Raw genomic sequence first — 13,649 nt, 5'->3', positions numbered from 1 at the left:
AATTAAGCATTTTCTTGAAAAAGCTTGGAAGCAATTTTGGCAGATGATAAGCAAAGGGGAATTCCTCCTCCTGGGTGTACGCTTCCTCCAATCCAATATAAGTTTTTAATGGCACTTCGATAATTTGGGTGACGTAAAAAAGCGGCAAATCGATTATTAGACGCATTACCGTAAAGCGCCCCACCAGAAGAGGAGGTGCGTTCTTCAATCCTTCTGGGGTCTAAATAATCCTCAACTACGAGGTAAGGACGTATGTCTTCACCTAATGCCCGATTGATTTTTTGAATCACTCGTTCTCGCGTTAAGCGCAGTAATTCATCCCAATTTTGGCCTTGATTAGCTGGAGCATTGATTAATAGAAACCAATTTTCTCCACCTTCTGGGGCGTCTTCGGGGGCTACCTTGGATGAAATATGGAGATAAACAGTGGGGTCATCCGACAAGGTTTTGTCTACAAACAGAGCTTTAAATTCTTCTTGATATTGGTCAGAAAAGAAAATGTTATGTACGCCTAATTCGGACCATTTTTTATTCATACCCCAATAAAATATGATTCCGGAACTTGATTTTTCTTGTTGTAAGAGCCTTTTTGGCTGAATTTGATCCTTGAGTAATTGTTGGTAGGATGGGCGAATATCCATATTGCTCGCTAGGATGTCAAAAGGGTAATAGCCCTTTTCCGTTTCAAGGCCTACGGCACGGTTATTTTCGCAAACTATTTGATTTACCTTTTCATTGAAATGGAATTGTACGCCCAAATCTTTAGCTAATTGAACCAAGGATTGAGTTATCGCAATCATGCCCCCTTTGGGAAAAAATGCCCCAATGTTATATTCCAAATGGGGGATAATCGACAAAGTAGCGGGTGTTTGATAAGGATCTGAGCCATTATAGGTGGCATAACGATCGAATAATTGAACCGTTTTAGGGTTTTTAAATCGATTTTTATGTGCCTGGTGCATGGTGGAAAACATACCCAATCGGGGTATATTTAGGTAGCCATTCCAAGCTTTTTTACTCAACCAAGTGCTTGCCTGGTGCAAAGAATTTTCGAGAAATAATTCTGAAATGATTTGGTATTTATCTTGCAAACCCAAAATGAAATCATGTACATTTTTCTCATTTTCACCTAAATTTTTGGCTATTTCATGCGCCGTATCCGCCGGATTTTCCAGAGTTACGAGTCGGGTTTGGTCTTCCCAAAAATATCGACAAACCTCAGGTAAACGAACATAATTAAAATAGTCTCTCGGATTTTTTTTAGCTAAGGTAAAAAGTTCATCCACCAAGTGGGGCAGGGTAAACAGGGATGGTCCTGCATCAAAACGAAAACCATTGATTTGAAACTCAGATAATTTGCCACCCGGAAAAGAATTGGCCTCAAATACTTGAACTTGATGTCCTAAACAAGCCATACGAATCGCAAAAGCAATTCCTCCTATTCCCGATCCAACAACCCCAACTTGTTTCATAGGCATGATATTTCTCAAACGGTTTTAACTTATTAAAAGGACAAAATGTTTAAAACAGATATTTTACGTAATTTTGCACAAATTTTTTTAATCTGAGAATAAACTATGCTACGCACTCATACGAATGGCGAATTACGATTGGATCATGTAGGGCAAGAAGTAACCTTATGTGGTTGGATACAGCGAACAAGAGATAAAGGGGGAATGATTTGGGTTGACTTACGTGATCGTTATGGCATTACTCAATTGATGTTAGAAGAGGGGAAATCTAGTCCAGAGGCCTTGTCTTTGGCACGTAGTTTAGGTAGAGAGTTTGTGGTGGAGGCTAAAGGAATCGTAGTAGAGCGTTTGGCTAAAAATGATAAATTAGCCACCGGAGATATTGAGATAAAGGTGAAAGAAATAAAGGTGCTGAACCCTGCAAAATTGCCACCTTTTTTAATTGAAGATGAAACAGATGGAGGAGAAGATGTACGTATGAAATACCGTTACCTTGATCTTCGCCGTACTCCCATTCGTGAAAGCTTACGTTTACGTCATACCGTAGCCAAAGAGGTTCGTCGATATTTAGATGATGCCGATTTTATTGAAGTAGAAACCCCTGTTTTGATTAAATCGACCCCCGAAGGAGCACGTGATTTTGTGGTGCCTTCTCGCATGAACCCAGGTGAGTTTTATGCTTTACCTCAGTCGCCACAAACGTTTAAGCAATTGTTAATGGTTTCAGGGTTTGATCGTTACTATCAATTGGTTAAGTGTTTCAGAGATGAGGATTTGCGTGCGGACAGACAACCGGAATTTACACAAATCGACTGTGAGATGTCATTTGTCGAGCAGGAAGATATTTTAAACATGTTTGAGGGTTTAATTCGTCATTTGTTTTTACAAGTGAAAGGATTAGATATAGGAGAAGTATCTCGGATGACCTATGCAGATGCCATGAAATATTATGGTTCTGATAAACCTGATATTCGTTTTGATATGCATTTCGTGGAATTGAAAGGGGAGGATAATGACTTAACTTCTGGTAAAGATTTTCAAGTTTTCGATACGGCTTCTCATGTGATTGGAATTTGTGTTAAGGGAGCTGCCGAATATACACGCAAGCAAGTGGATGAGTTAACCGACTTCGTTCGTCGTCCACAAATTGGTGCCAAAGGATTGATTTATGTTCGTCATCAAGCTGACGGCTTAAAATCTTCGGTGGATAAATTTTATGGGGAAGAAGATTTGAAAAAATGGTCAGAAGCCTTCCAATCGGAACCAGGGGATTTGATGTTGATTTTAAGCGGCGAAGGAGACAAGGTGCGTAAACAATTGAATGAATTGAGATTAGAAATGGGTACTCGCATGGGATTGCGTGATCCAAATAATTATAAAGTACACTGGGTGGTAGATTTCCCTCTTTTGGAATTTAGTGAAGAGGAAAATCGTTGGTTTGCCATGCACCATCCTTTTACCAGCCCCAAACCAGAGGATATTCCTTTGATGATGGCAGGTGATTTAGGTAAGGTGAGAGCTAATGCCTACGATTTAGTAGTGAATGGAGTGGAAGTTGGCGGCGGTTCTATTCGTATCTTCCAAAAAGAGCTTCAATCCACCATGTTTGAAGTGCTAGGATTTACAGAAGAAGAAGCGAAAGCCCAATTTGGATTTTTATTGGATGCCTTTGAATATGGGGCTCCTCCACATGGTGGTTTAGCCTTCGGATTTGACCGTCTGTGTTCCTTATTTGGAGGGTCTGAGTCTATACGTGATTACATCGCCTTCCCTAAAAATAATGCAGGAAGGGATGTGATGATTGACTCACCATCACCCCTTGCTCCTGCACAATTAAAGGAATTAAAAATTAAGACGGATTTATAATTATTCGTCAAAATCGAAAGAGAAAACCGAACTATGCCACTCATTAGGGTCAATGTTCAAAATCTCTTTGATCTCACCGTGATGCATATCGAATACCCATCCATGAAGGAATGGGTATTCGTTTTTCTTCCAAGCTTTCTGAACAATGGTTGTCTTGGCCAAATTCAATACTTGTTCTTTTACGTTTAATTCGACTAATCGATCAAATTGGTCCTTTTCAGTAGGAAGTACACGGATTTCATCAAAATTCTTTTCATAAACCTCCTTGATATTTCTTAGCCATTTATTGATTAAACCATAATCTTTATTGGTCATCGCAGCACGAACACCTCCACAATTGTAGTGTCCACAAACAATCACGTGTTTCACTTCGAGCACTTCTACGGCATATTGTAAAACTGAAAGTAAATTCATGTCGGTGTGCACCACCATATTCGCCACATTTCTGTGAACAAATATATCGCCAGGGTTGGCGTGTGTAATTTCTTCTGCAGGAACTCGACTATCTGCACAGCCAATCCAGAGGAAAAGAGGCTTTTGGTCTTTGGAAAGATCGTCAAAATAATGTTCGTCTACGGCTAATCTTTCTGAAGCCCAAGCCTTATTACTGAGAAGTAGTTTTTTATATTCTTTCATGTTTTTACTTTTTTATTTCGGCATCAATGCCTCTTTCGTGAGCGGTATTAATAAATTCTTGAATTAATAATTGAATGTCATGGTCCATGAAATGCACTTTTGAAGTATCTATTAATACTTCGGACCCTGCTGGAATTTTGCGAAAAGTTTCCTTTAAAGCCATTTTATGTAAAAAGGTCACGTCTTTTTGAAATTTGATTAAAATTTCGTTTCCACTGTTGAATATGGAGAAAACAGAGGAATAATTGGTTACGATAACGAATCCAATTCCCACTATTGTACCTATAAAAATACCCCAAAGTAGGTCAACCATCACCACGATTATGATTGTAATTAAAAAAGGAATCCATTGTTTCCAACCTTCAGCAATCACTTTTCGGAACTGTGAAGGATGTGCTAATTTATATCCTGTGTATAGGAGTATACTAGCTAAACAAGCTAATGGGATTTTGTTTAAATATTGAGGTAATAATAATACTGCCAACAGCAATAAAATTCCATGGAAAAATCCGGACATTTTACTTTTTCCTCCAGCATAAACATTGGTGGAGGAACGCACAATAACAGAGGTAATGGGTAAACCACCTAAAAACCCAGAAAAAATATTACCTACGCCTTGAGCAAGTAATTCTCTGTCGGCAGAGGATATTCTTTTGGCAGGGTCAAGTGAATCAGTTGCTTCTAGGGACAATAAGGATTCTAAGCTGGCAACTAATGCCAAAGTAATGGCCAAGCTATAAACTTTAGGATTACTGATGATTTCCCAATCAGGAAAAACCATGGCCTGGCCAATTTCAGCCAGGTTAGAAAATAGAGGTAATCCTACCATATGATCTTTGGAATTTCCCAAATACCATTCTGGTATCCAAATTCCAAAGCCCATATTGATTAGTACCCCAAGAATTACCACAAATAAAGATGCAGGTAGCTGAGATAGTACGGGTACTTTTTTACTTAGAGGAGTCCACGAAAACAAGATGATTAATCCACTTACAGCAATGATTAATGCCCCTGGGTTGATGCTTAATAAAGAAGCTAATAACTCACTAAAAGTATTCTGGCCATCAGCGCTTTGATTAAATTCAAACTCCCCGATGAAATCTAAATCATCACCTATGGCATGTGGTATTTGTTTTAAAATAATAACAATACCAATGGCTACGAGCATTCCCCTGATTACAGAGGATGGGAAAAAACTGCCTAGTTTACCCATTTTTGCTAGTCCTAAGATTACTTGAATGATACCGGCAAGAATAACGACTACTAAAAATCCAGAGAATGAGCCAATATCTAAAATCGCATTGGCCACGATGATCGTGAGGCCTGCGGCAGGTCCACTAACGGATAACTCTGAACCAGAAGCCCAAGAAACGATGGTTCCGCCTATGATACCGGCAATCAATCCGGCAAGTAATGGAGCACCTGAGGCCAAGGCAATTCCTAGGCATAGGGGTAAGGCGACCAGAAAGACCGCGATTCCCGATTTCCAATCCCCTTCTACGAAGGATTGAAGATAACTTTTGAATGACATATTCATGTGGTTTAATTAAAATCTACTAAAAATGTAAATTGGGATTAACCACAAATGTCTGGAGGAGGGGAAAAACTTTGTAAATGAGGATATGCCAACCTGAATGGTTCAAAAATTAGGGAATCCTTTATGGATTTGGAATAAAATGAAAATTTAGAGATTTCGTGTTTGGTAAATGTCGACAAGCCATGCTGTGTTTTACCTTCGTCTTCTTCCTCCTCTTCTTCTTCGCAAAGTTCTACCCATGGAGCCATGTACATTTTAGATGCTAAATTGTCTGTTTTTAGCGTAGTTTTTGAAACAGGTATATTGGAAGCTGCCGTGATGGAATTGAGCTGCGAGTAAACGGTCGCTACCATCAAGAAGGCAAATGCCAATAAAATAAAACCTAGTTGTTTCATTAGTCAAATTTCTGGGTGTTTTGAAAGATAATTTTTGCTTGATTATCTCGCTCTTGCACTAGAACAGGGGTAAAGTTATCAAATTTATCCTTTCCATAGCGCCATTCTTTTTTTAATCTTCCTCCGCTCCCTTTTTCATGGTACTCTCTCCAACGGCCTACCTTAACACTATCATCCAATTTGCCTTCCTCTTTCAATAGTCCATTGGGATAAAAAGACAAATATTGCCCCGAAAATTTACCATAAACTTTAGGAATTACCTGCTGTATCTTCTTTTTTTCCTTATCAAAGTAAGAAATTATTGATTCAGCTGGAAATCCTTTTTTAAAGTATTGCTTGTTCTCGAGTTCAAATTCTGGACCATAATTTTCCCATCGACCATCTTTGACACCCATGTAAAAATGCCCTTCTTCCACTAAATTTTCGTGCACAAATTTCCGGTAGGGTCCATGGCAAATTTGTGCATTTTTACTGTCCTTAATCGGAGAATTTACTACCCTCGATTGAGCTGGGTCATACCACCAAATTTCTTGACTATATGGGCTTACAGCCTCATCCTCCACATATTTTACGACATTTAGTTCTTCCACTGTGGCTCTGTTTCCACTGCCGTATGAACCTATTCGACGTTCGGTTTTTACGCCTTCATATTCGTCTTTAAGCTCAACTTTTTTCTTTTTGGGGCTATTTTTTGCTTTTGAACCGATGTTTTGTATGCCTAATTCAGATAAAATGGCCTTGCTCTCTTTTTTCCAATCGGCACTTTCCTCTTTACTTTTGCCCACCAACTCCGAAATATTTTGTAGGGTATTCTTATTTCTTTGAGTACTATCAATGGCCGGTTTTTTAGTCGTTTTCAAGGCGCTATTTTGTGCCCAACTTGGAATTTGCCCAAGTAGCAACAAACTCATGCCCAGAAACAAATATGGTTTAATCATGTAAAGTGCAACGTTAGTACCATAAAAATATTTCGCAAATTAAGAATTTAAATAATTAGAACCTGCTTTTGTGTATTTTTGCGTCCATAAACTGCCTTTCTTAATTAAATATTGATTTCATTGGAAAAAGAAGCAAAAATATATGTAGCTGGACATAGGGGAATGGTGGGTTCATCCATTGTAAGACAGCTACACGCACAGGGATTTACGAATATTATACAACGGACTTCTTCTGAGTTAGATTTAAAAAATCAAGCAGCCGTCAATGATTTTTTTGCACAAGAAAAGCCAGATTATGTCTTTTTAGCTGCTGCAAAAGTAGGGGGCATTGTGGCCAATAACACCTATCGAGCTGATTTTTTATATGAGAATTTAGCGATTCAAAATCATGTGATTCATGCTTCTTTTGTTCATAAGGTTAAAAAATTAATGTTTTTAGGATCTTCTTGTATATATCCCAAATTAGCTCCACAACCTTTGAAAGAATCGTATTTGTTGAGCGGTTTTTTAGAACCTACCAATGAACCATATGCCATAGCCAAAATCGCAGGAATAAAGATGTGCGAGGCATATCGTGCCCAATATGGTTGTCAGTTTATTTCGGTGATGCCAACCAATTTGTATGGTATTAATGATAATTACGATTTAGAGAATTCCCACGTACTGCCCGCTATGATTCGGAAATTTCATGAAGCCAAACTCAGGGGCGATCTTTCCATTAGCCTTTGGGGCACAGGATCTCCTAAAAGAGAATTTCTTTATGCTGATGATTTAGCCAAGGCTTGTTTGTATTTAATGGAGCATTATAATCAATCGGAATTTATCAATATTGGTACTGGCGAAGATGTTAGCATTTTGGAATTAGCGGAAATGGTTAAAAAGGTAATAGGCTTTGAAGGAAGCATACATTGGGATACGTCTAGACCCGATGGCACACCTAGAAAACTGATGGATATTTCTAAATTACATGCATTGGGCTGGAAACATGAAATTGAACTAGAGGAAGGTATTCGTTTAGCTTATCAAGATTTTTTACAAAACCCCAATACGAGGAAATAGGTAGGATGCAAGTGAAGGAGTGGTTTAGTACCTGGTTTGATTCCCCATATTATCATGTGCTTTATGCCCAGCGAGATGAGGCGGAAGCTACTGCTTTTATTAGTTCCCTACAAACCAAATTAAGGCTTCAAACTGGCGCCCATGTCTTGGATGTAGCGTGTGGTAAAGGTCGGCATGCCATCACCTTGCATGATTTGGGTTTGGATGTAAAAGCGTTTGATCTTTCGCCTTCCAATATTCAGCAAGCTCAAAAATTTACAAGCGACAAACTATCATTTTTTGTTCATGATTTAAGGAAAAATCTACCTAAACACCTAGAGTTTGATGCGATCTTTAATTTCTTCACCAGTTTTGGATATTTTGATTCCAAGGAAGAAAACGAGCAAGCATTTCAAGTGCTAAGTCAAGCATTGAAGCCTCAAGGGGTTTTTGTCTTGGATTTTTTCAATCCAAGTTTTGTTATGGCTCATTTGATTGAAGAAGAGAGTCTAGTCAGAGGAGGAATTCAATTTCAAATTAAACGCTGGGAATCGGAGGGATATTTGTACAAATCCATCGATTTCGTAGATCTGGGAAAATCACATCATTTTGAAGAACGGGTAGAGTTGATTTCAAAGAATGACTTTATTGCCTATGCAGCCAAAGCGGGATTGCATTTGGTGGATTTGCTTGGTGATTATAAATTAGGTTCTTTTGATGAAAAGAACTCTACCCGCATGATTTTTATTTGGGTAAAAAAATAAGTCCTATGGATTATTTTAATGCTTTATGGACCTCAGAAATTTCAGAAGGACATTTTGAAACTAGATTGCAATCCGTCCCTTTTGCTACCTTGTCCAAGGATAAAGTTCTTATCCAGGTCGCTTATTCATCGCTAAATTATAAGGATGCACTTTCGGCAAATGGCCATAAAGGAATCACCCGAGATTTTCCACATATTCCAGGCATTGATGCGGCTGGCAAAGTTGTTCTAGACCCTAGCCATACCTTTGAGGTAGGCCAAGAGGTCATTGTAACAGGATTTGATTTGGGCATGAATACCCATGGTGGTTTGGCTGAATATATTTCTGTTCCTCCCCAATGGATCATACCATTGCCGCATGGCATGTCTACTTGTAAGGCGATGCAATGGGGAACAGCCGGATTAACCGCGGGTATGGCGGTTAGTTCGCTTTGGCATCATGGAATCCGACCTAATCAAGGTGAAATAGTACTTACAGGAGCCACAGGTGGCGTGTCTATGATCGCCCTTGTATTATTAAAGCACTTAGGATTTCAAGTGGCTGCAATAACTGGGAAATTGGACCAGTATTCCACATTGAAAAAATTAGGAGCAGATAGAATATTAGACCGAGACGAGTTTTTATCTGAAAAACCCCGTGCCTTATATCCCATGCAATTTGCTGGGGCTATTGATGTACTGGGGGGAGATGTTTTGATTAAAATCATCAAAAGCCTACATTTTGGAGGTGCAGTAGCTGCTTGTGGAATGGCTTCTAGCGTGGAATTGCCTTTACAGATTTATCCTTTTATACTTCGCGGAGTTAACTTATTAGGCATTTATTCGGCCGATTCTCCTTTGGAAAATAAACAAGAAATTTGGGATAAACTTGCCAATGCTTGGAACATTCCCTTGGATGCTATTTGTCGAACAATCCCCCTCATCGAAGCCCCAACTTATTTGACAAAAATCCGCGAAGGAAATCATACGGGGAGGACTGTCGTTCAAATCAATACTTAGTATTTGATGAATTTTACTGGAGATGAACTTGGGTTATCAGCTAGCCTAAGCAAATAAGATCCACTCGGTAAACTTTGGATATCCATCCTAAAACTATTGTTTGAGACCGAAGAAGAACTAATTGTTTTTTCCAAAACTATTTTACCCTGTAAATCCAAAATTTCAATATGGTATTCCTCAGGAATAAGCTGATCCGGAATACCTAATTGGATAAAATCTTTTGTGGGATTAGGGTACAGGGTTAATTGTTGATATGGATTTTCTTTTTTTGTTGTCAGGATTACGACATTGATGTAATCAGAAACGGCCAAGCACCCGTTGGTATCAGTTATTTTGACTTGATAGGCCCCAGATTGAACCGGTATATAGCTTGCTTGATTAGCACCCTGAACGGCAGTTATACCAAAATACCATTGGTATGTACTAGCATTACTCGGTGCTTGCAAAATACCCGTATTATAGGTGACAGCTGGTGTTGGGACGTTGCCAATGTTTATATTGAGGGCTTTGCTGCTAACCGGACAAGTACCGTCATAACTTGCGACCATTTCAAATTTTCCTTTTGTGGTGGCTTTATAATTCAAGCTATTCGCCCCAGTTATTTCTTTTCCATTCAAAAACCATTGAATGATCGTGTTCTCAGATGCTTTTCCTTGAATGGATACCGTAGCACCCTGACAAACAATCAAATCGCCAACTGGATTGATGGAGGCGGTTGGGGAATCCTTAACACTCACAGTGACATTGGCTCTTGGGCTAGGGCAACCCAAAGATTTAAATTTCATATCATAGAAATAGTAATATCCCGAGGTAATTACGCCATTATTAAATAGTGCTCCTGGTATATTGAGGATGTTGGGAATGGTATATGGAAAACCAATATTGGTTGTGGCATTGGCGGTATCAGATTTACTTCGATTGCTTCGATATATGGAAGCCCCATCCAAACAAGTTTGGCTTAAATAATAAGTACCTGCTGTGGGAATTTGCAGATTGAGGCCAATGACAACCCCCTCATCTTTTTTATCATCAACCAGCTGACCAGTGACACCAGCGCTACTGAGCGTCCTAGTTGCTTTTACTGTTTTAGTGACGCTTGAAACAACATTCCCAGTTTCTTTATTGATTACTTCAAATGTAATTCTGCCAGCTGTACCTACATATATTCGGGCACTCTCTAAAATAATAGGAACCTTGGCCTCCACAATGACGGTAGGGCCAAACACGCCATAATAAGTACCACCACCAAATTCTGATTTTGTCTTAGGGCCAAGTCCACCACTGAAATCATTGTAGGAAGCTGAGTATTTACTATTGCTTGGAACTTTTATGTTTAGTCCGGATCCCACCAATGAATTGTCACTGTTATACCAAAGCGGCGTACCCGAATTGGCTGATAGTGATATTTCGGTAAGTCCAGCACATTGAATTCCACTCACTATCGGAGGACTGGGGTTTTCGATGGTTTTGTTAATGGAGAAATTATTATTCGTGCTGTTTTGATCGTTTGTTAATAATGTACTTAGTTCAAAAGTATAGGTCTCACCAGCTAGTAAATTGAAATTCCCAGTGACCGTTTCTTCAGTCTCTTTCCCAGAAAGAATTTCTGCAATGAAACCTGAAAATTTACCCTTTTGAACGCCATTTTGTAGAATTTTTAATTCATAGGGGACATTAACTTGATCTTTTAGACCTTGGTTTTTTACCACAATTTGTAAACTGTTGGTGGAACTAGCACAGTAGCTGCCGGTAGGAGAATTGATAGATAAGGCACTGATGTCATTGGAGGCGTTGGCAGTTTGAATTACATATTCTTCTACCTCACCATCATTGACATTGCCACAAGATGCAGCTAATCCAACGCTGTTTCCTAATTCGGTTACTACCCTCATTCGGTAGTATTGTCCTGTTTCGGTGGCTGGGAGCTTGGATACAACACCGGAAAATGAAGTTGTGTTTAATATACCACTATCTAAAATAAGCTCGCTAGCATCTTCAAAATCACCATCTTGGTTCCAATCAACAAATACTTTACATTGCTTGGCTTGGGTGGTGTTAAAAGTTAGATCAATAGGGATTGTAGACCCAATTTCCACAGGAATGGCATTTTGCGTAAAATCCTGACTGGAAGAAACTATGTTGCTGTAGCTTCCAAAACTAAACTTAGTCAAGGTATTGATTTTATTTTTTACCGATACCGCACAATAGGCTTTTCCTCCCATTCCTGAGATAAGTAGGGCATAATCCTGTTTGGAATTCTTTAAAGTTCCTTTGTGTGAAATTGTAAGACTATAGCTTTTTCCTGGAACTACATTTTTGACCAATATTTGTTCAATATTATCACGGATGTTGTCACCAGCGATAGCTGCTTTTGTTGGATTATCTGGATCTAGTATAAAGGGCAATAATTGGCCATCCTCTGCTTGTAAACGAATATCAAGGTCGTTTACTAACATGGGTATGCGGGAATTTACACTGGAAGGAATGATGGGTAAAACTTTTCCATTACTACCCTCATAGGCAGGATCTGTCCAAGCAATAGTCACATGTAATTGTCCTTTTCCAGAGGCAATAAGATCCATTTTTTTAGTTCCACCATTGGCTAATGTCTCTTCTGAAATGCGATGGCTAAGATCTGTATTTTGCAGCACTTTACCTGCTTTTTCCATATCCAATAGCCCCCAACCACTTGTATAATCGGGGCCAGTTTGTCCTATATCAAAAGCCGTATGTGTAACCAAAGCCCGAAGCGTGGAGGCCCACATGAATTTTTTATAAAGTTGATGATGTAATTGCTGGAGCAAAAATAGGGAACCAGAAACCTGAGGTGATGCCATGGATGTTCCACTCATACGCATATAATCCGTATTACTTAAATATCCAGTGGAGAATAAGTCTTTACCTATACCAATGATTTCAGGCTTGATACGCCCGTCGTCGGTAGGGCCACGACTAGAAAAACTGGCAATTGTCACATCGCTAGGTTTAGTTGGTGGAGAGGATAAGGGTTCTGCGGCACCTACTGAAAGAACATTTTTCGCTGTTGCTGGGCTTGCTACGGTATTAAACCCCGTGTTGGGGGCTCTGGCTATGTTGGATGAATCCTTCGTGTTACCAATGAGGTAATATTGACCTGCGGGAGGTCCATTATCATCTGCGCTGTTCCCTGCGGCAGCAGCCATTAAATAATAGGGAGAATTGTAGGCAATTTTATCTTTGGATTGGGCGTCATCATCATAAAAACCAAATACGTAATCTTCAGAGACACTCATTTTATCATCACCATACCATCGGTATTTGTTCACATCGGAATCAAAACTCCAACCAGCCACCGCTCCATAGGAGTGATTACTAATCAGTAGGTTAGGAGATGCGGCACTTATTTTGGCATCGTCATTTTGAAAGTCCCAAGATTTTAAACTTGCCTCGTATGCCATTCCTCTAGCTTCTGGGTTAAAATTACCCGAAGCAATCATCGTTCCTCCCACATGCGTAGCATGTTCGCCAAAGGTGATGGTTTTTTCTTGGGCTAAGACCCTTCCAGTCAATTCTTGATGGCTGGTCCTAACTGTTTGTTCGTCCCAAACGGCTAGCTTACCAAATAAACTATCAGATTTTCCTGTCAGATTCAGCCCTAAGGACCCTCCTGAATAAAATTGATTTGTTTTTGTAGCAATGGAGGCTACTTTATTGGAAAATACTCCCTTATAAATTGGTCTACCATTGGGGTTTATACTTTGTAGGTATATGGATCTATTACCTATTTTTACGGAAGTCGCAATTCCTTTTTCGGCCGCTAATTTTTGAACTTTAAGGTAGAGGCTGTCTCTTTGAGTACTAAATTGTTCCGCAAAATTTAATATCGCTTTCCTTTTTTCAATGGGGTATAAATCACCTTGTCCCAAAATCAAAGGAGATACACTCATTAAAAGGTTGAATGCAATAAAAAACTTGAATAAATGTATAGCTCTCAAATTGTTAGCGGATATCGTTATCGAAAATACT

At 39.2% G+C, this 13,649-nt stretch carries 10 protein-coding genes; 4 read left to right on the top strand and 6 right to left on the bottom strand.

The genetic code is table 11. The features are described 5' to 3' along the window. Positions 1 to 2 precede the first annotated feature (2 nt). Positions 3 to 1,472, bottom strand: coding sequence for a 1-hydroxycarotenoid 3,4-desaturase CrtD (gene crtD / locus SKC36_RS08975; RefSeq protein WP_459465653.1), 1,470 nt, complete (start codon positions 1,470 to 1,472; stop codon positions 3 to 5). A gap of 105 nt (positions 1,473 to 1,577) precedes the next feature. Here crtD and aspS point away from each other — a divergent pair, with 105 nt between their 5' ends. Beyond that, a complete protein-coding gene (gene aspS / locus SKC36_RS08970; protein ID WP_459465652.1) occupies positions 1,578 to 3,338 on the top strand; it encodes an aspartate--tRNA ligase in 1,761 nt (586 codons plus the stop codon). Here aspS and SKC36_RS08965 read toward each other — a convergent pair whose 3' ends face one another. Genes SKC36_RS08965 through SKC36_RS08950 form a run of 4 tightly spaced genes read right to left on the bottom strand, consistent with a single transcriptional unit; the run spans position 3,339 to position 6,844 of the window. Continuing rightward, complete coding sequence (locus SKC36_RS08965; RefSeq protein WP_459453920.1) at positions 3,339 to 3,974, bottom strand: carbonic anhydrase; 636 nt, start codon at positions 3,972 to 3,974, stop codon at positions 3,339 to 3,341. 4 nt (positions 3,975 to 3,978) lie between these two features. After that, the gene (locus SKC36_RS08960) at positions 3,979 to 5,505 is read right to left on the bottom strand and encodes a SulP family inorganic anion transporter (RefSeq protein ID WP_459465651.1); all 1,527 of its coding nucleotides are present in this window, start codon (positions 5,503 to 5,505) and stop codon (positions 3,979 to 3,981) included. Positions 5,506 to 5,549: 44 nt separating this feature from the next. Beyond that, positions 5,550 to 5,906, bottom strand: a complete 357-nt coding sequence (locus tag SKC36_RS08955; protein WP_459465650.1) for a hypothetical protein — start codon at positions 5,904 to 5,906, stop codon at positions 5,550 to 5,552. Further along, positions 5,906 to 6,844 (bottom strand): toxin-antitoxin system YwqK family antitoxin, encoded by a 939-nt coding sequence (locus SKC36_RS08950; protein WP_459465649.1) that lies wholly within the window; start codon positions 6,842 to 6,844, stop codon positions 5,906 to 5,908. Before SKC36_RS08950 ends, SKC36_RS08955 begins: the two co-directional genes overlap by 1 nt. Positions 6,845 to 6,964: 120 nt before the next feature. Here SKC36_RS08950 and fcl point away from each other — a divergent pair, with 120 nt between their 5' ends. Genes fcl through SKC36_RS08935 form a run of 3 tightly spaced genes read left to right on the top strand, consistent with a single transcriptional unit; the run spans position 6,965 to position 9,644 of the window. Then, a complete protein-coding gene (gene fcl / locus SKC36_RS08945; protein ID WP_459465648.1) occupies positions 6,965 to 7,903 on the top strand; it encodes a GDP-L-fucose synthase in 939 nt (312 codons plus the stop codon). A gap of 5 nt (positions 7,904 to 7,908) precedes the next feature. After that, complete coding sequence (locus SKC36_RS08940) at positions 7,909 to 8,646, top strand: class I SAM-dependent methyltransferase (RefSeq protein ID WP_459465647.1); 738 nt, start codon at positions 7,909 to 7,911, stop codon at positions 8,644 to 8,646. A 5-nt stretch (positions 8,647 to 8,651) separates the two neighbouring features. Then, positions 8,652 to 9,644, top strand: coding sequence for a YhdH/YhfP family quinone oxidoreductase (locus tag SKC36_RS08935; protein WP_459465646.1), 993 nt, complete (start codon positions 8,652 to 8,654; stop codon positions 9,642 to 9,644). Here the strand turns inward: SKC36_RS08935 and SKC36_RS08930 are convergent. Further along, the gene (locus SKC36_RS08930) at positions 9,641 to 13,570 is read right to left on the bottom strand and encodes a S8 family serine peptidase (protein WP_459465645.1); all 3,930 of its coding nucleotides are present in this window, start codon (positions 13,568 to 13,570) and stop codon (positions 9,641 to 9,643) included. The two genes, SKC36_RS08935 and SKC36_RS08930, sit on opposite strands and share 4 nt — an antisense overlap. Positions 13,571 to 13,649 lie beyond the last annotated feature (79 nt).

Source organism: Aquirufa sp. OSTEICH-129A, from assembly GCF_054558355.1.
This window is presented reverse-complemented; position numbering and strand designations above follow the sequence as displayed.